The organism is Paucibacter sp. B51 (assembly GCF_027863535.1).
Taxonomy (GTDB): Bacteria; Pseudomonadota; Gammaproteobacteria; order Burkholderiales; family Burkholderiaceae_C; genus Paucibacter_A; species Paucibacter_A aquatilis.
Genome location: NZ_JAPIVN010000002.1, coordinates 567,814 through 593,667, shown reverse-complemented (window position 1 = coordinate 593,667; position 25,854 = coordinate 567,814). Strand labels below are relative to the sequence as shown.

The 25,854-nt window shown below is 66.6% G+C and carries 25 protein-coding genes; 10 read left to right on the top strand and 15 right to left on the bottom strand.

Translation table 11 applies throughout. The annotated features are described in order from the left end of the window. Positions 1-13: 13 nt before the first annotated feature. The 10 genes from gspE to gspG all read right to left on the bottom strand — a co-directional run bounded on the left by gspE (position 14) and on the right by gspG (position 9,621). Positions 14-1,432: a type II secretion system ATPase GspE gene (gspE, locus tag OOB33_RS23475; RefSeq protein ID WP_271010411.1), complete on the bottom strand. Its 1,419-nt coding sequence runs from the start codon at positions 1,430-1,432 to the stop codon at positions 14-16. Positions 1,433-1,437: 5 nt separating this feature from the next. Continuing rightward, positions 1,438-3,705: a type II secretion system secretin GspD gene (gspD, locus tag OOB33_RS23470; protein ID WP_271010410.1), complete on the bottom strand. Its 2,268-nt coding sequence runs from the start codon at positions 3,703-3,705 to the stop codon at positions 1,438-1,440. Between the two features lie 2 nt (positions 3,706-3,707). Beyond that, complete coding sequence (locus OOB33_RS23465) at positions 3,708-4,640, bottom strand: type II secretion system protein N (RefSeq protein ID WP_271010409.1); 933 nt, start codon at positions 4,638-4,640, stop codon at positions 3,708-3,710. Continuing rightward, positions 4,637-5,152: a type II secretion system protein GspM gene (gene gspM, locus OOB33_RS23460; RefSeq protein WP_102766139.1), complete on the bottom strand. Its 516-nt coding sequence runs from the start codon at positions 5,150-5,152 to the stop codon at positions 4,637-4,639. Before gspM ends, OOB33_RS23465 begins: the two co-directional genes overlap by 4 nt. Next, on the bottom strand, positions 5,149-6,483 hold the full coding sequence (gspL, locus tag OOB33_RS23455) for a type II secretion system protein GspL (RefSeq protein WP_271010408.1): 1,335 nt from the start codon (positions 6,481-6,483) through the stop codon (positions 5,149-5,151). Before gspL ends, gspM begins: the two co-directional genes overlap by 4 nt. Before the next feature lie 143 nt (positions 6,484-6,626). Further along, positions 6,627-7,628, bottom strand: a complete 1,002-nt coding sequence (gspK, locus tag OOB33_RS23450) for a type II secretion system minor pseudopilin GspK (RefSeq protein WP_271010407.1) — start codon at positions 7,626-7,628, stop codon at positions 6,627-6,629. Further along, a complete protein-coding gene (locus OOB33_RS23445) occupies positions 7,625-8,350 on the bottom strand; it encodes a prepilin-type N-terminal cleavage/methylation domain-containing protein (RefSeq protein WP_271010406.1) in 726 nt (241 codons plus the stop codon). The genes gspK and OOB33_RS23445 overlap by 4 nt, the downstream gene beginning before the upstream one ends. Beyond that, positions 8,350-8,736: a type II secretion system minor pseudopilin GspI gene (gene gspI / locus OOB33_RS23440; RefSeq protein WP_171827692.1), complete on the bottom strand. Its 387-nt coding sequence runs from the start codon at positions 8,734-8,736 to the stop codon at positions 8,350-8,352. Before gspI ends, OOB33_RS23445 begins: the two co-directional genes overlap by 1 nt. Beyond that, on the bottom strand, positions 8,733-9,179 hold the full coding sequence (locus OOB33_RS23435) for a pilus assembly FimT family protein (RefSeq protein ID WP_271010405.1): 447 nt from the start codon (positions 9,177-9,179) through the stop codon (positions 8,733-8,735). The genes gspI and OOB33_RS23435 overlap by 4 nt, the downstream gene beginning before the upstream one ends. Positions 9,180-9,189: 10 nt before the next feature. After that, on the bottom strand, positions 9,190-9,621 hold the full coding sequence (gspG, locus tag OOB33_RS23430) for a type II secretion system major pseudopilin GspG (protein WP_102766145.1): 432 nt from the start codon (positions 9,619-9,621) through the stop codon (positions 9,190-9,192). Between the two features lie 92 nt (positions 9,622-9,713). Here gspG and OOB33_RS23425 point away from each other — a divergent pair, with 92 nt between their 5' ends. Continuing rightward, a complete protein-coding gene (locus OOB33_RS23425) occupies positions 9,714-10,325 on the top strand; it encodes a hypothetical protein (protein ID WP_133155054.1) in 612 nt (203 codons plus the stop codon). Between the two features lie 24 nt (positions 10,326-10,349). Here the strand turns inward: OOB33_RS23425 and OOB33_RS23420 are convergent, their stop codons facing one another. Together OOB33_RS23420 and ilvA are read right to left on the bottom strand one after the other, a co-directional pair. Beyond that, entirely contained in the window at positions 10,350-11,453 is a 1,104-nt protein-coding gene (locus OOB33_RS23420; RefSeq protein ID WP_102766147.1) for a nicotinate-nucleotide--dimethylbenzimidazole phosphoribosyltransferase, read from the bottom strand. A gap of 126 nt (positions 11,454-11,579) precedes the next feature. Then, the gene (gene ilvA / locus OOB33_RS23415; RefSeq protein ID WP_394341017.1) at positions 11,580-13,109 is read right to left on the bottom strand and encodes a threonine ammonia-lyase, biosynthetic; all 1,530 of its coding nucleotides are present in this window, start codon (positions 13,107-13,109) and stop codon (positions 11,580-11,582) included. A gap of 454 nt (positions 13,110-13,563) precedes the next feature. Between ilvA and OOB33_RS23410 the strand changes: the two genes are divergently transcribed. Continuing rightward, positions 13,564-13,986: an OsmC family protein gene (locus OOB33_RS23410; protein ID WP_102766149.1), complete on the top strand. Its 423-nt coding sequence runs from the start codon at positions 13,564-13,566 to the stop codon at positions 13,984-13,986. Between the two features lie 93 nt (positions 13,987-14,079). On the opposite strand, the gene coq7 is transcribed toward OOB33_RS23410, so the two are convergent. Next, positions 14,080-14,697, bottom strand: coding sequence for a 2-polyprenyl-3-methyl-6-methoxy-1,4-benzoquinone monooxygenase (gene coq7, locus OOB33_RS23405; protein ID WP_102766584.1), 618 nt, complete (start codon positions 14,695-14,697; stop codon positions 14,080-14,082). Between the two features lie 404 nt (positions 14,698-15,101). On the opposite strand from coq7, the gene OOB33_RS23400 reads away from it, so the two are divergent. From OOB33_RS23400 to OOB33_RS23370, 7 genes are all read left to right on the top strand, one after another. Further along, on the top strand, positions 15,102-16,106 hold the full coding sequence (locus tag OOB33_RS23400; RefSeq protein WP_271010404.1) for a porin: 1,005 nt from the start codon (positions 15,102-15,104) through the stop codon (positions 16,104-16,106). A 203-nt stretch (positions 16,107-16,309) separates the two neighbouring features. Then, positions 16,310-17,395 (top strand): porin, encoded by a 1,086-nt coding sequence (locus OOB33_RS23395; protein ID WP_271010403.1) that lies wholly within the window; start codon positions 16,310-16,312, stop codon positions 17,393-17,395. A 238-nt stretch (positions 17,396-17,633) separates the two neighbouring features. After that, entirely contained in the window at positions 17,634-18,290 is a 657-nt protein-coding gene (locus OOB33_RS23390) for a DUF3047 domain-containing protein (RefSeq protein WP_171827686.1), read from the top strand. Positions 18,291-18,569: 279 nt separating this feature from the next. Next, positions 18,570-19,547 carry an ABC transporter permease gene (locus OOB33_RS23385; RefSeq protein WP_271010402.1) on the top strand — a complete coding sequence of 326 codons (978 nt, stop codon included), beginning with the start codon at positions 18,570-18,572 and terminating at the stop codon, positions 19,545-19,547. Positions 19,548-19,598: 51 nt separating this feature from the next. Next, positions 19,599-20,543: an ABC transporter permease gene (locus OOB33_RS23380; RefSeq protein ID WP_271010401.1), complete on the top strand. Its 945-nt coding sequence runs from the start codon at positions 19,599-19,601 to the stop codon at positions 20,541-20,543. Between the two features lie 20 nt (positions 20,544-20,563). After that, positions 20,564-21,550, top strand: coding sequence for an ABC transporter ATP-binding protein (locus OOB33_RS23375; protein ID WP_271010400.1), 987 nt, complete (start codon positions 20,564-20,566; stop codon positions 21,548-21,550). After that, positions 21,547-22,542 (top strand): ABC transporter ATP-binding protein, encoded by a 996-nt coding sequence (locus tag OOB33_RS23370; protein ID WP_102766156.1) that lies wholly within the window; start codon positions 21,547-21,549, stop codon positions 22,540-22,542. The genes OOB33_RS23375 and OOB33_RS23370 overlap by 4 nt, the downstream gene beginning before the upstream one ends. A gap of 43 nt (positions 22,543-22,585) precedes the next feature. Here OOB33_RS23370 and lptM read toward each other — a convergent pair whose 3' ends face one another. Beyond that, positions 22,586-22,783 carry an LPS translocon maturation chaperone LptM gene (lptM, locus tag OOB33_RS23365; RefSeq protein ID WP_102766157.1) on the bottom strand — a complete coding sequence of 66 codons (198 nt, stop codon included), beginning with the start codon at positions 22,781-22,783 and terminating at the stop codon, positions 22,586-22,588. Positions 22,784-22,891: 108 nt separating this feature from the next. On the opposite strand from lptM, the gene cyaY reads away from it, so the two are divergent. Then, a complete protein-coding gene (cyaY, locus tag OOB33_RS23360; RefSeq protein ID WP_271010399.1) occupies positions 22,892-23,278 on the top strand; it encodes an iron donor protein CyaY in 387 nt (128 codons plus the stop codon). A gap of 49 nt (positions 23,279-23,327) precedes the next feature. Here cyaY and OOB33_RS23355 read toward each other — a convergent pair whose 3' ends face one another. Beyond that, a complete protein-coding gene (locus OOB33_RS23355) occupies positions 23,328-25,721 on the bottom strand; it encodes a penicillin-binding protein 1A (RefSeq protein ID WP_442953062.1) in 2,394 nt (797 codons plus the stop codon). Between the last annotated feature and the right edge of the window lie 133 nt (positions 25,722-25,854).

Sequence of the window (25,854 nt, the reverse complement as noted above, 5' to 3'; positions counted from 1 at the left end):
GGCAGCGGGGCACTCAGGATTCGCGCGTCACGCGCAGCACTTCTTCGACCGAGGTGATGCCGGCGTCGATCAGGCGCTGGCCGTCCTCACGCATGGAGCGCAGGCCACCTTTTTGCGCCGCCGCCTGCAGCTCGCTCTCGGCCGCGCGCTGGTGCATGAGGTGGCGTACTTCTTCGTCGGCCACCATCAGCTCGTAGACGCCGGTGCGGCCCTTGTAGCCGGTGCGGCTGCAGGCTTCGCAACCGACCGGATGCCAGCGGCCTTCGCCGTCCTGGCGCTTGCACACCGGGCAGAGCTTGCGCACCAGGCGCTGGGCCAGCACGCCCAGCAGCGAGCTGCTGAGCAGGAAGGGCTCGACGCCCATATCCGTCAGTCGAGTGACGGCGCTAGGGGCGTCGTTGGTGTGCAAGGTGGCCAGCACCAGGTGACCGGTCAGCGAGGCCTGGATGGCAATCTGCGCGGTCTCGTAATCGCGGATTTCGCCGATCATGATCACATCTGGGTCCTGGCGCAGGATGGCGCGCAGGGCTTTCGCAAACGTCAGATCGATCTTGGCATTGACTTGCGTCTGGCCGACGCCGGCCAGCTCGTACTCGATCGGGTCTTCCACCGTCAGCACATTGGTGGTGCTGGTGTCCACGGTCTGCAGCGAGGCATACAGGCTGGTGGTCTTGCCCGAGCCGGTGGGCCCGGTGACCAGCACGATGCCGTGCGGCTGCTGCACCAGGCGCTTGAAGGCCTCCAGCACATCGCCGCTCATCCCTAAGCCTTCGAGCGTGAACTTCGATTCGGTCTTGTCCAGCAGGCGCAGCACGGCGCGCTCGCCGTGGGCGCTAGGCAGGGTGGAGACGCGCACATCGATGGCGCGGCCGCCGATGCGCAGGGAAATGCGGCCGTCCTGCGGCAGGCGCTTTTCGGCGATGTCCAGCTCGGCCATGATCTTCAGGCGCGAGATCAGGGCGGCGTGCAGGCCGCGATTGGGCTGCACCACCTCGCGCAGCGTGCCGTCGACGCGGAAACGCACTGAGCTGGCGCGCTCGTAGGGCTCGATGTGGATGTCGCTGGCCCCGTCCTTGGCCGCCTGCGTCAGCAAAGCATTGAGCATGCGGATGATGGGCGCGTCATTGGCCGCTTCCAGCAGGTCTTCCACGGCGGGAAGGTCCTGCATCATGCGGCTCAGGTCTACCGCGCTCTCGACCTCGCCGATCACCACGGCCGCGCTCGATTCGCTGCCGGCATAGGCGGCATTGATGCGCTCGGCCAGGCTGCTGGCGGCTTCCTGCTCGAAACGGTCGATCAGGTAGAGGCGCTGCACCTCGGACAAGGTGGCCAGGCTGATCTCGGCCGGGGCCCAGAGCACGAGGCTGGCGCCGTCGTCCTCCAGCAGCACCGAGTTGGCCTTGGCGTAGGCGTAGGGCAGCGGGTGGCGCATGACGCTCACTGGCCCACCTTGTCCGCCGCACCCGCGGGCGGCTTGGCCGCACCGATGGGTGAATCCTTGGCCGCACCGATGGGTGCGGTGGGATTGGCCGGCAGCAGCGGCGTGCCGGTGTCCGGCAGGGCGAATTTGGACTCCGGCTTGACCGATTCCTGCAGGGTGCGGAAGTGGTCGTAGCGGTCCATGGTGATGCGGTCAGCCGCTTCCTGGCTGCGCATGATGACCGGGCGCAGGAACACCATCAGATTGGTCTTGACGCGGCTGCGGCCGGTGTTCTTGAACAGATTGCCAATCAGGGGGATGCTGCCCAGGCCGGGCACGCGGCCCTCGCTGTCGGCGAACTCGTCCTTCAGCAGGCCACCCAGAACCAGGATCTGACCATCGTCCACCGAGACCGTGGTTTCAATCGAGCTCTTCTCGGTCGAGGGGCCGCTGGTGTCGGCCTTGGTGGTCGGGTCCACCGAGGAGTTTTCCTGGTAGACCGTCATGCGCACCGTGCCGCCCTCGCCAATCTGGCTGCGGATGCGCAAGGTGATGCCCACGTCCTTGCGGTCGTAGGTCTGGAAGGGGTTGACCGCACCAGTGCTGCTGCCGCTGCCGGTGTTGGTGTAGGAGCCGGTCACGAAGGGTACCGAGCGGCCGACCACGATCTTGGCTTCCTCGTTGTCCAGGGCCACCAGATTCGGCGTCGACAGCACATTGGCGCCGGCCTCGGCTTCCAGGAAGTTGGCGATGGCGCCCAGGGTGTAGCGTTCGCCGAACTTCTTCAGCACGCCGACATTGAGGCCGGTGGGCACATCCTTGACCACGCTGGCGATGGCGTTGGTGCCGCCGAAGAGGGCGGCCGTGCCCTGGATGATGTTGCCCGGGCCGCTGCCGAAATTGGTGCCGGCGCCGGTGATGTTGCTGTCGCCCTTGTTGCCGAACAGGTTCTGCCACTGCACGCCGAAGTTGCCGCTCTTGCTGGCGTCGACCTTGACGATCAGGGTCTCGACATAGACCTGCGCACGGCGGCCGTCGAGCTGGTCGATGACCTGGCGGATCTGGCGGTAGAGCGGATCGGGTGCGGTGATGATCAGCGCGTTGGTGGACGGGTCGGCCTGCACAAAACCGCCGGTCGAGGGGCCGGCCGAGGCGCTGACCGGCGTGGTGGCCGCAGCCGACGCGGTGTTGCCGCTGCTGTTGCCCATGCCAGCCTGCTGCGCACCGCTGAGGTTGCCAGCGCCCAGGCCACCGGCGCCGCCGAGGCCGCTCAAGCCACCGCTGGCGCCGCTGCTGCCGCCGGCATTGCCGCTCGCTCCGCCGCCATTGGCTGCAAAGGCGGCGCGCAGCACGGTGGCCAGCTTGGTGGCATCGGCATTCTTGAGATAAACAACGCGGATATTGCCGGCCGGATTGTTGTCCAGCGAGGGCTGGTCCAGCTTGGCGATGATGCCCTTGGTGTAGGCCAGGCGGGCCGGGTTGGCAGCGCGCACGATCAGGGCATTGCTGCGCGGGTCCACCACCACATTGACGTTGCCGCTGCCGCCCTGTCCCGGGGCGCCGGCGGCGGCGTTGCCGCCTTCGGTCAGGCGCAGCACCAGGGGCGCCAGATCGGCGGCCACGGCATGCTTGAGCGGCACCAGCTCGATGTCGGTGGCGCCGGCCGTGTCCATGGCCGCAATGATGCGGCCCAGGCGCTGCAGGTTGTCGGCGTAGTCGGTGATGACCAGGCTGTTGTTGCCCGGGTTGGCATTGATGGTGTTGTTGGGGCTGATCAGCGGGCGCAGCACCGCCACCAGGTTGTTGGCGTTCTCGAAGTTGAGGCGGTAGACCTGGGTCAGGATCTGGTCGCCGCGCTCCTTGCTGCTGTCCACGGCCACCGAGCCGGCTTGCAGCTTGGCATCGGCCTCGGGCACCACCTTCCACAGCCCTGCGCTTTCCACCACGGTGAAGCCCAGGCCGCGCAGTGCGGCCAGGTAGTTGAGATAGGCCTCGCGCGGCGTCACCGGCTGCTCGCTGTAGACCGTGATCTGGCCCTTGACGCGCGGATCGATGATGAACTGGCGGTTCATCATCACGCCCATGGCCCGGGTCACGGCCTCGATGTCGGCGTTGACGAAGTTCAGGGTCACCGGCGTCGGCGCCTTGACGGCCGGGCCGTTGCCGCGCGGCTTCTGGGTCGCGGCGGGGCTCAGGGCCGGCGTGCTCAGCAGAGCCAGGGTCAGAAGGGAGACGCCAGCTTGCCGTCCCCGGGACGCGATGCGCGCTCGCTTGTCGTCGTTCATGCTCATCCGATCGAAAAGACGGACCGTGCGCCTTGGCGCCGGCCGATGATGTTCAGGAGGTTGTTCAGTGCCGCTTCGCGGCCCGGGGCGGCGGTCGCCTCCAGGGTGAAGCGCGGCTTGCCGGCCGTCAGCGTGCCCTGGCCGTTCAGCATCAGCGCGCCTTCCAGCGTGCTCAAGCTCATCTGGCTGGTGCCGCCGCCGGTTTCACCGGGTGCCACCGGCTGGGCGCTGAGCGAAAAGCGGTAGCTGCCCAGCGGCGCCAGGGTCGAGACGCGGGAGGACAGGTTCAGCAGATCCAGGTCCAGCTGGCCGAACTGGCGCCAGCGCCCGCCCACCCATTCCAGGCGCAGATCGCGTGCGCTGAGGCGCAGCGAGCCGCCCAGCTGCAAGGTGTTCCAGGGCGTGCCCAGGCCCGAGAGCAGGCCGGCCGGCAGGCGCGCCAGCCAGTCGCCGCCGCTGGCCACGGCCAGCTCGAAGCGGCCCCAACCCGGGCGCAGCAGCAGCTGCAGCTCGCCGTTGAGGCAGCAGTCCTGGCGCGCGTTCAGGGCCAGGCCCAGGCCTTTGAGGCCCATGGTCCAGCGCAGGCGGCCGGGCAGGATGGCGGCGTCGCGGCTGCCTGCGCCACCGCTGAGCACCAGCACGCCGCTGCCGTTCCAGATGCTGCCGCGGCTGTCGGTGATCAGCACATGGTCGTTGCTCGCCGCGGCCAGGCCGCGCGCCAGCCAGCTGGCCGGCGCGAAGGCCACCAGGGCCAGGCTGGCGCCGAGCAGGGCGCCGGCCAGGCTCCAGCGCCGGGGCAGGCCTTGGCGGCTGCGCTTGTTCTGCAAGTCCTGGCTGGGGCTGTCCTGCCAGTGGCTCAGCGGGCCGCTGGCGGAAGCGGCCTCGCTGTTCGCAGCGCTGGCCTTGTTGCGGCCGAATTTCAGTGAGAGGCTCATGGCGCCGAGCCTCCTTGCAGGCTCAGCACGATGCTGCCGTTGAAGCCCTGCGGGCCGCGTTGCAGCTTGGCCTCCAGCGGCCGGGCGCGGGCGGCGCTGCGCGCCTCACCGAGCCAGGCTTGCAGGGCCTCGCTGCTGACGCCGTTGAGCATCAGCACGGCGCGGTCGCCGTTGATCTGCAGGCGGGCGGCCGGGCCCAGGTGCTCGCTGGCGGCTTGCAAGGCTTGTGTGGCCTGGGCGGCGGGCACGGCTGGGGCGGCGCGCAGCTCTTGCGCTTCTTGCGCCAGGGCTTGCATCTCCTGCAACTGGCGCTCCAGGCTCTCGGCCTGGGCCGGCGCCTGGCTGAGGGTGCGCCAGGCGGGCTGCACGGCCACAAACCAGAGCAGGGCCAGGCCCAGCAGCAGGGCGATCAGCTGCGCGGCATGGCGCTCGCGCTCGCCCATCTGCTGCCACTGCGCCTGGGCCTGGGCTTGCAGGCCGGCGAGGGCGGAGGGTTTCTTGTCGAAGCTCATGTCTTGGGTCCGGGCACGGCCTGGGTGGAGAGGGCGTTGCGAACCGCCGCCGGGTTGCTGGGTGCATCGGCAGGCAGGCGGCTCAGGGTCAGCTGGCCTTCACCGCTTTCCAGCTGCCAGCCTTCGCTGCGCAGCTGGCTGCGGAACTGCTGGATCTGGGCCTCGCTCCAGCCGGCGCTGGACAGCTGCAGGCGGCCGGCTTCAAAGCTCAGGCTGTCCAGCGGGCCGCGGTCTTGCGGCCAGGCGGTGGCGGCGGCGGCCAGCAGGGTTTCGAAATCCTTGTCGCCGCTGCGGCCGGCCAGGGCGCGCAGGCCGTCGATCTCCCGCTGCATCTGCGCCGGCGCGTCGAGTACCGCGCGCACATGCGGGAAGGTCTGGGTCAGGGTCTGGGTGATGGCGGCGCGCCGGGCCTTGAGCTGGGCGTTTTGCTGCCAGGCCACCAGGTTCAGGCCCAGCAACTGCACGGCCACCAGGCCGGCCAGACCGATGCGCACCGGCCGCCAGTTGCGCCGCATCAGGCCGCGCGAGAACTGGCGCAGGGCACGGATGCCGCGGGTGCGTGGCGCCAGCTCGAACTGACGCAGGTTCCAGGGGCAGTCGATCACGGCCAGGGCGCGTTGCGCCGGGCTCAGCGGGGTGACGGCCGTGCCCAGCCAATGCTCGGCGGCGGCGGCCACCTCGGGCGCGGCGCTCCACTGCGAGCTTTGCACCAGGGTGGCGGGGAAGAGCTGGCGCGACAGGCTGCCTTCCAGCGGCAGATTGGTCACGCCCTCGGGGTGGCTCCAGCGCAGGGCCACGGGGCTGAACTCCTGGCCGGTGCTGTAGAAATGGCCGCGCGGCGGGCTGTCGGGCCAGCTCAGCGGGCAGATGCGGTCGACCACGATCTGCGCCGCGTCCAGCACGGCCAGCTGTTGCTGCAGCCAGGCGCGCGAGCACACGGCCACCCAGGCGAGGTCACCGCCCTGGGCGTCGGCCTCGATGGCGAAATGCAGGCTCTCGGCCTCGTCCAGCAGGCTTTCTTCCAGCAGGCCGGCCAGGGCGCTGCGCATCTGCCGGCCGGCGCGCGGCAGGGTGACACGCTGCCAGGAGACATCCGATTCGGCCGGGATGGCGATCACGGTGTCGGCATGGGGCAGCTGTGCCGCCGCCAGGCTGCCTTGTTCGCTGAGATCGCGGCCATCGCTGCTGAGCACATAGTCGAAGTCGCGGCCGGCGGCGCTGGCGCCATGGCCGAGGGTGGCCGCGCGGCCCAAACCGTCCACGGTCGTGGCCGGGCGGCCTTGGGCATGCAAGCGGCTGCGCGGGGGCAGAAACAGGAGCAGGGTACTCATGGAGTCAGGGTGGCCTGGCGCATTCTAGGTGGCGTATTTTGCGGGATCATGTGGAATCAATCAGTTAGCGCTTATCTCTATAAAACCTGAGGTTCTGAGCCCTGCATCGCCTGGGCTCGGGAGCTGCGCCCTGGCGCTCGTTTTCAGGCGCCGCGCCCCTTGTTCGCCGTGGCCGAAGTGACTTGATTGACGCGCTGCCGCTCGACCACCAGCATGTCCAGATTGCGCCGCTGCACCAGGGCGCGTTCCTCCAGCACCCGCTCGTCGAGGCGCAGCCGGCCCTTGACCAGAAAGTAGGACGACTTCACATCGACCCGCTCCGAGCTCAGCGTGACGGTGCCGGGGAAGAAGCTGCTGGCGTCCTGCACCTTCTTCAGCGGCTGGTTCTGGCGGCTGCGCACCAGGCGCTCGGCCGAGGCCAGGTCCATGCCGTCGAACAGGGCGGCGATCACCTCGCGCGGCGCGGTGTTCAGATTGACCGGGGTGTTTTGGGGCAGCAGGGTCAGCACCGGGCGCAGGCGCTCGATGGTTTCCGGCGTCAGGCCGAACCAGGCCAGCTGCTCGAGGTTGCGCGGTGGCAGCGGCGGGTTCTTGCTGTCGGCGCTGGCGGTCTTGCTGGCATCCTTGTTGCTGGCATCGGCCGCCAGTCGCAGTTTGCGAATCAGGGTCTGCGCGGTGCCGGGCGGGGCGCCGACGTTGTCACACAAGCGTTCCAGCACGCGTTGCTCCTGCGCCGGCACCTCCGTGCCACCGAGCAGGTGGCGCAGGTTGTACTGGGCCTGGGCATCGTGCAGGCTGCCGGACAGAAAGGCCTCGGGGCCGCTGTCTTCTGCATTGTGGGCATCGGCCGCGAGGAAGGTGGACAGGCGGGCTTCGGCCAGGGGCACGGCCCAGACCTCGCCCAGGTGGTCAACCGGCTCGTTGAGGTTGGCGCGTGCATCCTCGCGCAGGATCAGGCGGGCCCAGTCGAGTACGCCTTGCAGAATCCAGGCCGATTGCGCGCGTGCGCGCTCGGCCGCCTCGATCTGCACCGCGCGGTACTGGCGCCAGACCATGGCCGAGGCCAGGCTGGCCACCAGGGTCACGATCAACATGGCGGTCAGCAAGGCGGCACCGCCTTGCCGTGTCGTGCGGGGGCGACTCATGACTGCGGCCCCAGGATGATTTGCCGGGTCAGCTTGCCGTTGAAGCCGCTGTCGGGCGCGAAGTCCAGCACCATGCGCACGCCGCTGGGCAGAATCTGTCGTTTGGGGCCGCTGTCGTCCTTGTTGGCCCCGTCACCCTTGCCGTCAGCTTTGCCCTCGCCCTTGCCATTGCCGTTCCCCGATGCCGGCGGGGCGATGGGGGGCGCAGCTTCGCTGCTGAAGTCATCGCTGGACTGGGCATTGCTCCAGCCATTGCCGCGGTAGAAATACAGCCGCCAGCCGCCGACGCCCTCCAGCGCGCGCAGCTGGCCGCGGTCTTGCGGCTGCAGGCGTGCGCTGCGCTCGAAGCTGTCGCTCAGCTCGGTGCTGCTCTGCACCACCGGGCCTTCCCAGCGCAGCAGGCGGCCCTCGCGCAAGCTCCACACCACCACCTGCATGCCCAGGGGCTGCTGGCGGGTCATGCGCAGGGCGGCGCCGTCGAAGGTCAGGGCCGGGGCAGCGCCGCTGTCCTGTACGGCGCGCAGATCGGCCTCCCACTGTGCCATCACGGTTTGCAGGCGGGCGCTGTGGTCGAGATGGGCTTGGGCGATCTCGCGGCTTTTGAGCAGGCCGTTGATGCCGCTCCAGGCCATCACCGACATCAGGCTCATGATCAAGAGGGCGACCATGACCTCGATGAGGGTGAAGCCGCGTCCGCTCAGGCTTGGCGTCAGGCGCGGCATCAGAAGCGCCCCATGATGGTAGAAATGGTCAGCAGGTTGTGCTCGCCATCGGCGCTGACCAGGGCATCGACGCGCCGGAAGTTGGGGTTGGGCGTAGGCCGCACGACCAGGCGGCCGCGGTAGCTCTGGCCGAACTGTTCGCAAGCAAACTCGCTGTCGCCGATGCCGGGGAATTGCTTGCCCAGGCGCAGCTCGGTCAGCTGGTTCTCGGCACACCACTGGGCCGCGCTCATCTCGCGCAGTCGGCTGGCGTTGTCGGTCAGTGCGCCGGCAGCTTTGACCCCGGCTGCCAGGGTGATGGCGACGATGACCAGGGCCACCATCACCTCGATCAGGGTGAATCCGGCGTTGCGGCCGAATTGGCTACGCTGGAGGCGCTGCTTCATGGCGCTGGCGCTGGGCTGACGGTGAAGGGCGCCAGGCCGTCGGTGCTCAGCAGCAGACGTTTGGCGCCCAGGGTCAGCAGCAACTGCTGAGGCCCGATCATGGGCTCAGGGCCCAGGCGCACGCTGCGGGCATTGGCGATCTGCACCGCCACGCCTTCCCCCAGCCAGCGGCGCGGCAGCTGGATGGTGGGGGGCAGGCCGGCGAAGCGGAAATGGTCGCGGGCGTCCTGCTGCAAGGGCGCCCATTGCACGTCGATGCCGGCAGTGCGGCTTTCGGCTCGCGCGGTTTCAAACAGGGCGACCAGGCGCTCGGCTTCGCGCTCGAGCTGGGCCTCGGCCGGGTCGCGCACGGCCATGCTGACGGCGGCCGAGGCGATGGCCACCATGGCCACCACCACCAGCAACTCGATCAGCGTGAAGCCGTGCTGCAGCCGGGTGCGCAACGAGGGCTGCTTATTGCCAGGAGCCGATGTCGGCGTCATTGCCTTCGCCACCCGGGCGGCCGTCGGCGCCGAAGCTGTAGATGTCGATCTCGTTCTTCACGCCGGGGTTGGCGTACTGGTAGGGGTTCTTCCAGGGATCGAGCGGCAGCTTGTCGATGTAGGGCTTCCAGTTGGCCGGCGGCGTGCCGGTGGTGGGCTTGCGCACCAGGGATTCCAGGCCTTGCTCGCCGCTGGGGTAGCGACCGTTGTCGATCTTGTAGAGCTTGAGCTGCTGCATCAGATCGTTGATGGTGGCGCGGGCGGCCGTGACCTTGGCTTCATGCAGGCGGTCCATCACATTGGGCACGATCAGGGCACCCATCAGCCCGATGATGAGGAACACGACCATGATCTCGATCAGGGTGAAGCCCCGGGCGAGGCGGCGAGAGTTCGTTGTATTCATGTGTGAACGTGACGGGCTGCGTGGTGAAGAGAAGGGTTAGCACCGGGGCGCGGGGCCTCGGCTCGTCAAAGCGCTTGAATCATAATCGCCTCATGCTTGCACGAATGATGGCTTTTCTGGTCTGGGGTTTGCTGGCTTGCGCCGCGGTCTATTGGCTGATCCAGCTGATGGCAAAACCCTTGTCGGCGCCGGCGCACGCTCTGGCGGTGGTCGAGCAGCGCAGCGCTGGTGCGGACCTGACCCGTTTGCTCGGCGCTGCCCCGGCGGCGGCGGCCGAAGCGCCGCCGGTGGCCGAGAGCCGCTTCAGCCTGCTCGGCGTGGTGGCACCGAAGAGCCTGCAAGCCAGCCAGGCCGGCGAGGGCGTGGCCCTGATCGCCGTGGACGGTGTGCCGCGCACGGTGCGCATCGGTGCGGTGCTGGAGGGTGAATTGCGCTTGCTCGCCGTCGACGCGCGCTCGGCCCAGCTGGGGCAGGGCGGGGCGGTCACCTTGACCTTGAATCTCGCCCCGCCTCTGCCGGCTGCCACCGGCAGCCTGCCAACCGCCCAGGTGTCGCCCACCGTCATCGGGGGGCAGCCACATGTCCTGGGCGAGAACAGCCAGCCCGGTCAGCCGCCTTACCGACCGACACCGCCTCCGCCGGGCTCTCCGCAGCCATTGCAGCAGCACAATGGCGTGGACGCGAACGGTCTGCCGACGCGCTGAGCGCCGACCACGGGCCGTTTCACATCATGCGCTGAGGCGCGGATCGCCGCCGCTGTCGCGGTAGACACCGCCGCTCAAGGAATCGACGCCGCTGCCGGTGTTTGGCGGGCGCGCTTCGGCCAGGTCATGCAGATCGGTCAGCAAGGCCGCCGCGGCGCGGATCATGGGCCAGGCCAGGGTGGCCCCGGTGCCATCGGCGCTGTCCATGCCCAGCTCGAGCAGGGCCGAGGCATGGAAGGTGGCCAAGGCTTCGTCCAGGCCGCGGTGCACATGGCTGCGGCAGAACACGGCGTAATCGGTCACCGGTGCGGCGATGCGCGCGGCCAGTTTTAGCGCGGCGCAGGCGGTGATGCCGTCGACGATGATCAGGTGGCGCTTGGACGCGGCCACCAGCATGGCGCCCATCATCACCGCCAGCTCGAAGCCGCCGAAGGCCGCCAGCACCTCCATCGGATCGCTGACCTCGCGGTGCCGCGCCTGCGCGGCATGCAGCACGCCGAGGATGTGGTTGAGCTCGTCCTGGCGCATGTCGGGGCCGGAGACCACGAACTCGCGCACGGGCAGGTCCATCAGCCGCGACAGCACCAGGGCGGCGCTTTCCGCCGAGCCCTGGCCCATGCTGGCGCAGGCCAGCACATTGCCGGGCAGGTTGTCCGAGATTTCCATGCCCACGCGCACGCCGGCATGGGCTTGCTCCAGCGTCATGGCCGGGCCGGTGCGGGTGTTGCGGGTGCCGTGGGCGATCTTGCGTGCCATCAGCCGGGCGTGCGGCGGCAGCGATTCGGCAATGCCGCAGTCGACCACGGCCAGTTGCAGGCCCTGCAGGCGGGCGAACACCGAAACCGGCAGGCGGTTCTGCAGGGCCAGCTGTGCTTGCTCCCGGGTGCTGCGGCCCCATTGCTGGCCGATGCGGTCCACCACCAGGCCATGGTCGGCGGCGAACAAGGCCAGCACCGGGTCACGGAAACGCGGGGTCAGGGAGTTCTGCACTAGGCCCAGGCGCACCGCCAAAGGTTCCAGCTCGCCCAGGCCGCCGGCAATGGCGGCATGCCGGTCGACGCGGTCGCGCAAGGCCTTTTCCAGCTCGGGATTGGCGGTGGGCGAGATCAGGGACTGGTTCAGGGACATGGGCAGTGTTCAGCTCACCCGGGGCGGGTGCGGGCGCTGGATTGTCGGGCCTGCGGGCCGGCCGGGGCATCCGCACTTGCCCTGCGCCTTTTTGGGGCGCCAGGGCCGGGGTGGGGCGGCCCCGCGTCAACGCAGGAAGAGCTGATAGACCGGGTTGTTGCTCTCGTCTTCGAAAGGGTAGTTCAGCGACGCCAGGAAGTCGCGCAGCGCCGCATTGTCGCCGCGCGGCACCTGGATGCCGACCAGGATGCGGCCGTAGTCGGCGCCCTGGTTGCGGTAGTGGAAGAGGCTGATGTTCCAGTCCGGGTGCATGGTGGACAGAAAGCGCATCAGGGCGCCCGGTCGCTCGGGGAAGATGAAGCGGTAGAGCCGCTCGTTGCGGGCCAGCTCGGAGCGGCCGCCGACCATATGGCGCACATGCTGCTTGGCCAGCTCGTTGTCGGTCAGGTCCAGGGCGTCGAAGCCTCCCTTGGCGAAGGCGCGTGCCAGCTTGGCCGCTTCCTCGCGCTTTTGCGTGGCCACGCCGACCAGGATGTGAGCCTGGGCCGAATCCGAGATGCGGTAATTGAACTCGGTCACGCTGCGCGGCCCCAGCAGCTCGCAAAAGCGCTTGAAGCTGCCGCGTTCCTCAGGGATGGTGACGGCAAACAGGGCCTCGCGGTGCTCGCCCACCTCGGCCCGCTCGGCGACAAAGCGCAGGCGGTCGAAGTTCATATTGGCGCCGCAGGTGATGGCGATGAAGGTCTGGCCCTTGCAGCCGTGGCTGGCCGTGTACTGTTTGACGGCGGCCACACCCAGGGCGCCGGCAGGTTCCAGAATGCTGCGGGTGTCTTCGAACACGTCCTTGATGGCGGCGCAGACCGCATCGGTGTCCACCAGCACGAAGTCGTCAACCAGGGCGCGGGTGATGCGAAAGGTTTCTTCTCCGACCAGCTTCACGGCCGTGCCATCCGAGAACAGGCCGACATCGCTGAGCTGCACCCGCTTGCCGGCGCGCACCGAGCGCACCATGGCGTCGGAATCCTTGGTTTGCACGCCGATGACCTTGATCTCCGGGCGCACCGCCTTGATGTAGGCCGCCACGCCGGAGATCAGGCCTCCGCCGCCGATGGCGACAAAGATGGCGTCGATCGGGCCGGGGTGCTGGCGCAGCAACTCCATGGCGATGGTGCCCTGGCCGGCGATCACGTCGGGGTCGTCGAAGGGGTGAACAAAGGTCAGGCCCTGGGCCTGCTCCAGCTCCAGGGCGTGGCCGTAGGCGTCGCTGAAGCTGTCGCCGAACAGCACCACCTCGCCGCCATGGCCTTGCACCGCGTCGATCTTGACCTTGGGCGTGGTGACCGGCATCACGATCACGGCGCGGCAGCCCAGCTTCTTGGCAGACAGCGCCACGCCCTGGGCATGGTTGCCGGCCGAGGCGCAGATCACGCCTTGCGCCAGTTGCTCGGCGCTCAGGTGCGCCATCTTGTTGTAGGCGCCGCGCAGCTTGAAGCTGAACACCGGCTGCTCGTCCTCGCGCTTGAGGTAGACCTTGTTGCCCAGGCGCTTGCTCAGGTTCTTGGCCGGGGTGAGCGAGGTTTCCTTGGCAATCTCGTAGACCCGCGCATTGAGAATGCGCTGCAAATAGCTGTTGTCGGAGGGAATCAGGTCGGGCATGCCGGCCGCGGCCATGGTCTTGGCGGCGGGTTTGCGGGCGTGGCGGGTGCCACTTTTGAGCGTGCGGGCGGGGCCGGCCATGAGGTCTCCGATACAAATCTGTTGCGGCGCAACATGATAAGCGAGGGTCAGCCCCAGCCCGGTTCAGGCGGGTTTCAGCATCATTTCGGCGCTGTTTGGCTCGCAAGAGGCCAAAAAAAACCCGAGCTTTTGCAAGCTCGGGTTGAATCCACCATGGAGGCGGTGGAGGAGACAAACGGTGCGAGAGCCCGAGGCTTGAATCTGCAGCAGGCCAGGGTTTTGACGCCGGGCGGCTGCGCGCAAGGGGATCGCGTGGCTAGAATTTTAGCTGCAGCAATTGCTGCGGTGCAATATTTCTGGCGCCTTTAATTAGTCCAAGAGCTCTAGTGCAAAGTCGGCTGGGCTCGCCACTTTCGTTTGGAGCACACACAAGATGGAATGCACGATCAACTGGATGGGCGCCGATGGCATGGCCTTTGTGGCACAGACCGGCAGCGGTCACATGCTGACCATGGACGGCGCGCCGCAAGGCGGTGGTCACAACCTGGCGCCGCGCCCGATGGAAACCGTGCTGGCCGGCACCGGCGGTTGCACGGCCTACGATGTGGTGCTGATCCTCAAGCGCGGCCGCCACGATGTGCGGGGCTGCCAGGTGCAGCTCAAGGCCGAGCGGGCTGAAGAGGACCCCAAGGTCTTCACCGCCATCCACATGCACTTCGTGGTCAGCGGCCGGGGTTTGAAGCAGGAGGCCGTGGAGCGGGCTGTCGCCCTGTCGCACGAAAAATACTGCTCGGCCAGCATCATGCTGGGCAAGACGGCGGCCATGACCACCTCGGTGGAGCTCGTCGAGGTCTGAGCCGGCACGGGAGCTCTGGAACGACATCCTGGCGTCGCCTTGGCTCCCGAACCTGGGCGGGGCCGATTTCAGAGCCTCACGGATCCGAATGGATCAGATGTGGTGGGCCGTGCGGGTCATGACGCGCGCGGCCAGGCGCATCAGCTGCTGAACCGGCGCCGGCAAGGGCAGCGCGCCTGCGGCCTGGGCTTCATCGGCATGGCGGGCCTCTTCCAGCTTCATTTGCGCGACGATGGCGCGAGAAGCGTGATCCGCCTCCGGCAGATCTTCCAGATGTGAGGCCAGGTGCTGCTCGACCTGGCGTTCGGTCTCGACCACGAATCCCAGGCTGACGCGATCGCCGATCAGGCCGGCAAGACTGCCGATGGCAAAGGCGCCGCCGTACCAGAGCGGGTTGAGGTGGCTGCGGCGGCTGCCCAACTCGTCCAGGCGCTGCTGGGTCCAGGCCAGGTGATCGACTTCCTCCTGAGCGGCGGCCTTGAAGTGCTCGCGCAGCGCCGGGTCGCGGCTGAACAGGGCTTGAGATTGGTACAGCGCCTGGGCGCAGACCTCACCGACATGGTTGACCCGCATCAGGGCGCCCGCGAGCCGGGTCTCTTCGGGGCTCAGTGCCCTTGGTTCGCAGTCACGGGCGGGCGATGGGCGACCGGCGCGCGCCTGGGCAAACACTGTGCGCATGCCATGGTCGACGCTGACCAGCAAGCGGTCCAGCGGCGAGAGGCGGTCGGCGGCGGATGAAGAGCGTGACGAAGCGGACATGGAACCTCTGGGGAGCGGACCCGCAGTTTAATGAGGAGTGGCGCAGACTGATCCTTCGGGGCTTGTCAGAAAGCATTTATGAATAGTTTGTGAACAGCCTTTCTCGTTGTGTGTCAACAACGCAAACCCTGAATATGACAGTCCGAGGTGTTCCGGGGATCTCAAGGTCTTGTGTAATACGGCAACTTCCGCTGCAGGGGGTTGGCGCAGCGGGCTTTTTCGGAGCGCACGACTTGAATATGGAGTCGGGAGCTCCAGATCCCACGCGAGGAGGTTGGCACGTCCAACCTGGAGGCGTCTTTTTAGCGAGGCCGAGCTCTCAAGCAAGGCCTGACTTATTTTTTGTGGAGTATCGAATGAAGAAATCAATCGTTGCACTGGCAGTCCTGGGTTCGTTCGCGAGCGTGGCATCGGCCCAATCGTCGGTGACCCTGTTCGGCGTGATCGACGTGGCCGCTCGCTACACCAAGGCCAACGGCCAAACCCTGAAGAGCCTGGCGACCGATGGCAACACCAGCAGCCGCCTGGGCGTGCGCGGTGAAGAAGCCCTGGGTGGCGGCCTGAAGGCTGGTTTCTGGCTGGAAGGCGCCGTGAACGCTGACGCTGGCACCGCTGACAAGGATCGCTTCTGGGGCCGCCGTGCCACCGTGAGCCTGGCTGGCGAGTTCGGTGAAGTGCGTCTGGGTCGCAACAAGTCGGTCGCTCAACTGCACATCGAAGCCTTCGACCCGACCTCGACCACCGGCCTGGGCAAGGCCAACCAGCTGTACAGCACCCTGGGCAGCGGCGTGAGCGTGGCTCGTTTCGACAATATGGTGTCGTACTCGCTGCCTGGCAATCTGGGTGGCTTCTACGGCGCTGCTGATGTGGCTGCTGGTGAAGGCAACAACGCTGGTAAGGCATTCAGCGGCCGTGCTGGTTATGCCGCTGGCCCTCTGCATGTCAGCGCTGCATTCTTGCAAGCTGGCGTGGGCACCAAGTACAAGCTGAGCTCGTTTGGTGGTTCGTACGACCTGGGCGTCGCCAAGCCTTCGCTGACCTTCTCGACCAACAAGTTCGGCGCCGCCAAGCAGACCATCATCACTGCTGCTGTGACCGCTCCTCTGGGTGCCGGCAATGTCTGGGCTTCGTGGACCAAGGCTGATGCCAACGGCGCTGCTGAAACACTGAAGGCTGCATACGATGCAACCCATCTGTCGGCGGGCTACATCCACAACCTGTCCAAGCGCACCGCGCTGTACACCACGGTGTCCAAGATTGAGAACAAGGGTAAGGGTACTGTTGGCGTGTTGAACACCCCCAAGGTTGCCGCCGGCGGTGGCTCGGGTGGCTTCGACGTCGGCGTGCGTCACAGCTTCTGATCCCGGCCTGCGAAAGCACGCTTGGTTTGAAAGCCGCCTCCGGGCGGCTTTTTTGTTTTCGGACGCTGCAAGCTTGCGCATGCCTGACGCAGGATGGGAGGGTTTGCGCTTGTAGGAGGGTCGCAACAGCAGGCTCGCTTGGTGGGTGTCATTCGCACAGAATGGTTTTGTCGTCACATGACGTTCACTACAAGGAGACAACGATGATGAAGAAGAAGACTGCGGTGGTCCTGGGCCTGCTGGCCGCTTTCTCGTCCTCTGGCTGGGCTCAATCCAGCGTGAGCCTGTATGGCATCCTCGATGTGGGTGTTCGCTACACGACCAACTCAGGGACCACGGCTGCCAGCAAGGGGGATTCCTTGTCGCAAGTGATTCCCGGCGGTATGTCCAACAGCCGACTTGGCATCAACGTCACCGAAGACATGGGTGGCGGCCTGAAGGCCATCGCCAATTTGGAGCATCGTCTCAATTCCGACACCGGCACGCAGACGGCTGCTGAATTCTGGCGTCAGTCCTGGGTGGGCTTGGAGTCCAAGGACTATGGTCGCTTGACCGTGGGGCGTCAGTACAACGTGCTGTTCGATGTCTACACCAGCACGTATTCCTCATTCAAGTACTCGCCCTATATTGAAATCTTCCGCCCTGAGACCGTGATGGCCATGGCTGGACGCCAGAGCAATATGGTCAAGTACCTGGCGGAGGCGGGCCCGTTCCGAGGCGAACTTCAGATCGGCGCCGGGGAAGGTGCCTCGCCGGACAAGACCCTGGGCGGCATGTTGCGCTATGCCAAGGATGAGTTGGCCTTGGGCGCCGGTGTGCTGGAGGTCAAGGACACGGCTGGGCGCAAGGTGCGTGGCTTGACGGTGGGCGGCGCCTACACCGCCGGGCCCTTGTACTTCAATCTGTCCTTCGGACAGAACAAGTTCGACTTCGGGACCGACGCCTTGCAGGCGGCCTACACCGCCAACTACACCGTCAGCCCGAGCAGCCGCCTGAATGCGGCAGGCCTGGATGTGAAGAAGCGCGACATGATGGCCGCCGGCTTCACCTACCAGATGAGCAAGGAGCTGAATCTGGGCTTGCAAGCCTGGTACGCCAAGCAAAGCCACCATCGCCGAAGTGGCGAGAGCAAGGCTGGCTTTGTGGCAGCCGTGGCGGATTACGCCTTCTCCAAGCGTACCGATGTGTACTTCGAGGCGGATTACTCAAAGCTGGGCGGCGCTGTGGCCTTTGACAACACGGCCAAGACACGTGTGGGCCTCAGCAGTGGCATCCGTCACCGTTTCTGAGTCCGATCTGTGTTTGAATCCAGGCCGCCTCGTGCGGCCTTTTTTCTTTTTCAGCGGCCGTGGGTGGCAGGATCGTTGAGAAAAAGGTGCGGTGATGGCGACGGAAATCATGGGTGAGCGATCGACCTGGCAGTTGCGGGCATGCAGTGCTGCTTTGGCTGTGGTGATGGCTGGCTGTGCTCACAGCCCGTCGATGGAGTCGGAGCGGTCAGAAGCGGTGGAGGCCGCAGCCCCCGCCATGCCCGAGCTGCTTGCCGACTGGTCGCCGCGCCCCCTGCCGGGCAAGCGGTCCACGGCCTACTCCTTTGTTCAACGTGATGGTCGTGATTGCGTGCTGGCCCAGGCTCGCCAGTCGGTCAGCCTCTGGCGTCGAAGTCTCGACCTGGCGCCAGAACATGTGGAGCAGTTGAAGTTCGATGTCTGGATTGGTGAACATTCGCCCAAGGCCACGGTCCAGGCTCCCGAAACCGATGACGCACCGGCGCGCCTCTTGCTCGGGTTTTCGGGGGACGAGTCTCGGCTCTCGCTGGCGAACCGCATGCAATTCGAGTTGGTTCGCACCCTGACCGGCGAGGCTCCGCCCTACGCCACCTTGATGTATGTCTGGGATGCCAGCGCCGCACCGGAGACCGTGGTTGTCAGTGCGCGCAGCGACCGCATTCGCAAGATCGTGGTGGGCTCGGGTGGCTTCAAGCGCGCGCCCGCCTGGCAACACTTGCGCCGTGATCTGCGCGCCGATTTTCAGCGCGCCTTTGGCGAGGCCCCCGGCCGTTTGGTGTCCATGGCCATGATGACCGACGCCGACAACACGCGCAGCCGTTCCGAGGCCTGCTACGGCGATATCTTGCTTCTGGGGGCTGAGCAACAGCCATTGGCGGGCAGCTTGCAGTTCTGAGCGCCTCTACAAAGCGCAATGCGGCGGGACGCCGCATGCACGGCGCATCGGGACTTTCCCCTTTGTGGTCTGATGCGCTCTTCGCCATGATGGCGCGACCTTGAGGCCGCAACTGCCCCGGTGGCGGGTGGTGGCTTCATCGGTATTCATTCCAATCACAGACCGAACCGGGGCAGGGTGTGCCCGGAAGAGGCCGATTCATGCATGGGGGAGCGCCAAGCGCTTGACAGACCGTGTCGGGGTCCGCCTTTGCCAAGGCCGCCAACCGAACCTACCGACATGCTAGTTTTCATCCTCCGCCGCCTGGTCCAGTCTCTCATCGTGATGCTCACGGTGGCCTGCGTGTCCTTCATGCTGTTCCAGTATGTGGGCGATCCCGTCACCAACCTGCTGGGCCAGGATGCCACGCAAGAGCAACGCGAGGCCTTGCGCCGCGACCTGGGCCTGGATGCGCCGTTTCCCGTGCAGTTCGCCCGCTTTGTGGGCAATGCGGTGCAGGGCGAGTTTGGCTTGAGCCTGCGCCAGGGCCGCAAGGTGTCGGACCTGATCGCCGAGCGCCTGCCGGCCACGCTGGAGCTGGCCCTGGTGGCCGGCTTGATTGCGCTGTCGGTGGGCATCCCGCTCGGGGTCTATGCCGCTTTGCGGCGCGGCAAGGCCAGCTCTCAGCTGCTGATGATGCTGTCCTTGCTGGGGGTGTCCCTGCCGACTTTTCTCATCGGCATCCTGCTGATCCTGGTGTTCGCGGTCTGGCTCAAATGGCTGCCCAGCTTTGGGCGCGGCGATGTGATTGCGATCGGCAGCTGGACCACGGGCTTGCTGACGGCCGACGGCCTGCGACATGTGCTGCTGCCAGCCATCACCTTGTCGGTGTTCCAGCTGACCCTGATCATGCGCCTGGTGCGGGCCGAGATGCTCGAGGTGCTGCGCACCGACTACATCAAGTTCGCCCGCGCCCGCGGCCTGAGCAACCAGGCTGTGTACTTCGGCCACGCGCTCAAGAACACCTTGGTGCCGGTGATCACCATCACTGGCCTGCAGCTGGGCCAGCTGATTGCCTTCGCCATCATCACCGAGACGGTGTTTCAGTGGCCGGGCATGGGCCTGCTCTTCATCCAGGCCGTGCAGTTCGCCGACATCCCGGTCATGGCCGCCTACCTGTGCCTGATCTCCTTCATTTTCGTCAGCATCAATCTGCTGGTGGATCTGCTGTACTTCGCCGTCGATCCGCGCCTGCGCACCCAGGGCAAAGCCCATTGAACCGGCCCCGCCGCCCTGCCTGACCTTTGATTTCAGAGAAGACTCGACCCGATGAGCCAAGCTTCCATCCCGCCCGTGCCTGCCGCGCCGAATGCGCTGCAGCGCTTTTTTGATGGCGATGTCTGGTACTCCTTCCGCAGTTCGCCGGTGGCGATGGCTGCGGCCGTGATCGCCTTGATCTGCGTGTTCTGCGCCGTCTTTGCCGAGTTCGTCGCGCCGCACAACCCCTTCGATCTGGCCACGCTGGAGCTGATGGATTCACGCCTGCCGCCGGCGTGGATGGAGGGCGGCAGCCGCAAGTACCTGCTCGGTACCGACGACCAGGGCCGCGACATCCTCTCCGCCCTGATGTATGGCGCCCGCATCTCGCTCTTCGTCGGCCTGGCCTCGGTGCTGCTGAGCATGGTGATGGGCGTGGGCCTGGGCCTGCTGGCCGGCTTTGTCGGCGGCAAGGTCGATGCGCTGATCATGCGCGTGTGCGATGTCATGCTGTCCTTCCCCTCCATCCTGATCGCGCTGCTGATTGACGGAGTCGGCCGGGCCATGTTCCCGAATGCCCACGACACCCTGGCCTTTTTGGTGCTGATCCTGGCGATCTCGCTGACCGGCTGGGTGCAGTACGCCCGCACGGTGCGCGGCACCACCATGGTCGAGCGCAACAAGGAGTATGTGCAGGCGGCCCGCGTCATCGGCGTCACGCCGCTGCGCATCATGCGCCGCCATGTGCTGCCCAATGTGCTGGGCCCGGTGCTGGTGCTGGCCACCATCCAGGTGGCCTCGGCCATCATCACCGAAGCGACCCTGTCCTTCCTGGGCGTCGGCGTGCCGCCGACCAGCCCCTCGCTGGGCACCTTGATCCGCGTGGGCAACGACTTTTTGTTCTCCGGCGAATGGTGGATCACCATCTGGCCCGGCGCCATGCTGGTGCTGATCGCCCTGTCGGTGAACCTGCTGGGGGACTGGTTGCGCGATGCGCTCAATCCCCGCCTGCGTTGAATTGCAAACCTTTCCTGCCCATGAGCACACCCTTGCTTGAGGTCCGCCATCTGCGGGTCGAATTCCCCACCCGGCGCGGCACCTTGCTGGCGCTGGACGACATCAATTTCGACATCGCGCCGGGAGAGATCCTGGGCGTGGTGGGCGAGTCCGGTGCCGGCAAATCCCTGACCGGCGCGGCCATCATCGGCCTGCTGGACCCACCGGGGCGCATTGCCTCGGGCGAGATCCTGCTCGAAGGCCAGCGCATCGACAACCTGCCCTACGAGCAGATGCGCAAGATCCGCGGCCGCCAGATCGGTGCGATCTTTCAGGACCCGCTGACCTCGCTGAACCCGCTCTACACCGTGGGCCAGCAGCTGATCGAAACCATCACCACCCATCTGGATCTGAGCCAGGCGCAGGCGCGCGCGCGGGCCATCGATCTGCTCGAACAGACCGGCATCCCCGCGGCGGCCGAGCGCATCGATCAGTACCCGCACCAGTTCTCGGGCGGCATGCGCCAGCGTGTGGTGATCGCCCTGGCCCTGGCGGCCAGCCCGAAGCTGATCGTGGCGGATGAGCCGACCACAGCGCTCGATGTCTCCATCCAGGCGCAGATCATTTCCCTGCTCAAGCGCATCTGCAAGGAGCAGGGCGCAGCGGTGATGTTGGTCACCCACGACATGGGTGTGATCGCCGAAACCTGCGACCGCGTGGCCGTGTTGTATGCCGGCCGCGTGGCCGAGATCGGGCCGGTGCACGATGTGATTCACAAGCCCGCCCATCCCTATACCGCGGGGCTGATGGGCTCCATCCCGGCCATGGACGAAGACCGTGAGCGCCTGCTGCAGATCGACGGCGCCATGCCGCGCCTGAACGCCATTCCCAAGGGCTGCGCCTTCAACCCGCGCTGCACGCAGGTATTTGACCGCTGCCGCAGCGAGCGACCGGAGCTGGTGCCGGTAGGCGCCGGTCGCGCCGCTTGCTGGCTGCATGCCGCAACTCAAGCGGAGGTCACACGATGAGCCGCCCCTTGGTGGAGGTGAAAGACCTCGCAAAAATCTTCGACGTGTCCCCGCCCTGGCTGAACCGGGTGGTGGAGCGCAAGCCGCGCCAGTTCGTCCATGCGGTGGACGGCGTCAGCTTCTCGATCGAGCGCGGCAAGACCCTGGCTCTGGTGGGCGAGTCGGGCTGCGGAAAAAGCACGGTGGCACGCCTGCTGGTGGGCTTGTACGAGCCCACCCGCGGCAGCGTGGAATTCGACGGTGCCGACACGGCCAAGACCCTGGCGTCCAGCGGCGCCCTGGCGCTGCGCCGGCGCATGCAGATGATTTTCCAGGACCCGTATGCCTCGCTGAACCCGCGCTGGAAGGTGCAGGACATCATTGCTGAGCCGCTGCGCGAGCACGGGTTGATTGATGGCGTCGATGCCCAGCGCGCGCGCGTGGCCGAGTTGCTGCAATCGGTGGGCCTGACGGCGGCGGACCGCGAAAAGTTCCCGCACCAGTTCTCGGGCGGCCAGCGGCAGCGCATCTCGATCGCGCGCGCCTTGGCCACGCAGCCGGAGTTTCTGGTCTGCGACGAGCCGACCTCGGCCCTGGACGTCTCGGTCCAGGCCCAGGTGCTCAACATCATGAAGGAGCTGCAGCGCGAGCGCGGCCTGACCTACCTTTTCATCTCCCACAACCTGGCGGTGGTACGCCATGTCTCGGACCAGGTGGGGGTGATGTATCTGGGCCGCCTGGTCGAGCTGGCCGACAAGGCCGAGCTCTTCGCCCGGCCGCGCCATCCCTACACGCGCATGTTGCTGGATGCGATTCCCGACATCCACATGACGGGCCGTTCACGCACCCCGGTGCAGGGCGAGGTACCGAATCCGCTCAACCCGCCCAGCGGCTGCAGCTTCCACCCGCGCTGCCCACATGCCAGTGCCCGCTGCAAGAGCGAGCGCCCGGCCATGCTGGAGTTCAAGGGCGTTCGCGTGGCCTGCCACGCGGTGGAGGAAGGCCGGATCTGAGGCCTCGGCTGGCGAGGCTCGGCAGGGCTCGCGGGGTTCGGCTTCAGGGCCGGGCGGCGCTGGCAGTCGGGCTGGGCGCCTTGGCCGCTTGGCCTTGGGTGGAAGGAGCGGGCGCCTGGGACTGAGCTTGGGCTTGTGGCTGGGGCAGATAGAGTGGCCCCTTCTGGCCGCAGGCGCCGAGCAAACTCAGGCTCAGGCAGAGCGTGAGGCTTGCACCCGCGCGGCGCAAAGACCCTGGCATCTGCGGGCCCGCGGCCCGCGGGCCTACACTGCGAAGCTGTTCGTTGTTTGCTTTCATGGCCGCAGTTTATCGCTGCCTGCCTGGAGCGCTTTCCCCTTCCGCATCACCATGTCCCAGCCTGCCGAATCCTCCAGCCCGTCTGCCGTTCCTGCCGCCACGCCGCTCAGCGATGTCGACTACCAGGCGCGCACCCGCGCCGTGTTGGACCGGATCGAGGCGACGGTGGACGCCTGGCTCGATGGTGATGTGATCGACATCGACAGCCACCGCAGTGGCGGGTTGCTGGAACTGAGCTTTCCCGGTGGCAGCAAGATCATCCTGAACACGCAGGCGCCGCTGCAAGAAATCTGGCTGGCGGCGCGTGCCGGCGGCTACCACTTCCGGTTTGTGGACGGCCACTGGCTGGACACGCGCAGCGGTGTCGAGTTGCACCAGCTGCTGTCCGAGCAGGCCAGTGCTCAGGGCGGCAAGGCCTTGCAGTTCACGCCGAACTGAGTGGTGCCTTGAAGCGCAGGCGCAAAAGGGCGTGTAGTGCGCCCGCGCTTCAGCGCTTGAACAGGTCGAGGATGCTCTTCTTCTCGTCCTCGCTGGCAGCGCCCGGCAGCTTGCCTTCGGACTGACTCAGCTCGCGCACGCCGGCAGTGCCGGTGTACTCGTCGTAGTACCACTCACCGTTGCGATTGACCACGCCCTCGGGCACCGCCATTTCACTGACCGGCACGCCCTTGAGGGCCTGGCTCATGTACTCGATCCAGATCGGTAGCGACAGCCCGCCGCCGGTTTCACGGTCGCCCAGCTTCTTGGGCTGGTCGTAACCCATCCAGACAACGGCCACCACCTCTTGCTGGTAGCCGGCGAACCAGGCGTCCATCGAGTCGTTGGTGGTGCCGGTCTTGCCGTAGATGTCAGGTCGCTTGAGCTGGGCTTGAGCTCGGGCGGCCGTGCCGCTGCGCGTCACCTCTTGCAAGAGGCTGGTCATCAGGAAGGCATTGCGCGCTTCGATCACACGGCTGTCTTCGCCCACTTCCAGCTGCGGAGCTTCGTACAGCAGGCGGCCCTTGTTGTCGGTCAGCTTGGCGATCAGCTGGGGCGTGACGCGGTGACCGCCGTTGGCGAAGACGGCATAGCCCTGTGCCATCTGCATGGGCGTCACCGAGCCGGCGCCGAGCGCCATGGTCAGGTAGGCCGGGTGCTTCTCGGCCTCGAAGCCAAAGCGGGTGATCCACTCCTGTGCGTAATGGACGCCGATGGAGTTGAGCACGCGGATGGACACCATGTTCTTGGACTTGGCCAGCGCCCTGCGCAAGGGCAGGGGGCCGTCGAAGGTGCCGTCGTAGTTCTTGGGCTCCCAGGGCTGGCTGCCGGTGGTGGAGGCGTCGAAGAACAGTGGCGCGTCGTTGACGATGGTGCTGGGGGTGAAGCCTTTTTCCAGCGCGGCCGAGTAGATGAAGGGCTTGAAGCTGGAGCCGGGCTGGCGCCAGGCCTGGGTCACATGGTTGAACTTGCTCTTGGCGTAGTCAAAGCCGCCCACCATGGCGCGCACACGGCCATTGCGCGGGTCGAGCGAGACGAACGCGCCTTCCACCACGGGCAGTTGCGTGATGGTCCACTCTTCCTGGCTGGGTTTGGCGGCCAGCGGCGCCTTCACCACGCGGATGATGGCGCCGCGGCGCACGCGGGTCTTGGGGTTGCCGTTTTCGGCCAAGCCCGAGGTGGCCGGCTTCAGGCCTTCGCCGGTGATGGTCACGGTTTCGCCGCTTTGCAGGGCCGCCACCACCTTTTTCGGGCTGGCTTCCAGCACCACGGCGGCCAGCAACTCGTCGTTGGCGGGATGGTCGTTCAGCGCCTCTGCGATGCGGCTGTCCAGGTCGGCCGGGTTGCCCGGCAGGTCGGCATAGGCTTCGGGGCCGCGGTAGACCTGGCGGCGCTCGAAGTTGAGGATGCCGCGGCGCAGGGCGCGGTAGGCCACGTTCTGTTCTTCGGCCTTGAGGGTCAGGTAGACATTCAGGCCTCGGGTGTAGGCCTCATCGCCGTACTGGTTGTAAATCAGCTGCCGTGCCGCTTCGGTTACGAACTCGGCGTGGCTGGGCGTTTCGTTCACCGGGCGCAGGCGCAGCTTTTGGGCCTTGGCCGCGTCGCGTTGTTCCTCGGTGATGTAGCCGTTTTCCAACATGCGCTCGATGATGTACTGCTGGCGGATGGTGGCCCGGCGCGGGTTGTTGATCGGGTTGTAAGCGGAGGGCGCCTTGGGCAGGCCGGCCAACATGGCCGCTTCGGCGATGGTGATTTCCTGGATGGGTTTGCCGAAATACACCTCGCAGGCGGCGGCAAAACCATAGGCGCGGTGGCCCAGGAAAATCTGGTTCATATAGATCTCGAGGATTTGCTCCTTGCTCAGCGCGTTTTCAATCTTCAGCGCGAGCAGGATCTCGTAGATCTTGCGGGTCAGGGTCTTCTCGGTCGAGAGGTAGAAGTTGCGCGCCACCTGCATGGTGATGGTGGAGGCGCCCTGGCTGCGGGACTCGCCCACATTCGCCAGGCCGGCGCGGATCACGCCCAGATAGTCCACGCCGCCATGCTGGTAGAAGCGGGCGTCTTCGATCGCCAGCACCGCGTCCTGCATGACCTTCGGAATTTCCCTGATCGGCAGAAAATTTCGTCTTTCATCGCCAAATTCAGCCAAAAGTTGGCCTTCGGCCGACAAGACCCGCAAAGGCAGCTTGGGGCGGTAGTCGGTCAAGCCGCTGATGTCCGGCAAGTTTGGGTAGGCCATGGCCAGCGCCAAGGCCACCAGCATGAGTATGGCAACGCCACCCGCCGCGGCCAGGCCCAACAGCCAAGCCAGCATTCGAACGAGGCCTTGCATGGCGCCGGAGGGGGGGGCGTTTCGGGACTCAGACGCTGCGGACTGAGAGGTGTTCTTTTTGGCGTCGCTCATGGGCCTCCGGATGGGTCGGCGCATTATAGGAATGGCTTCTTGGCCGTGAAGCCTGCTCCAAGACGGGCGCTGACGCGCGCCAGGAGAGAGGCGCACCGGGCTTCGCCGATGCCGGATGGTTTAACTCGCCTTG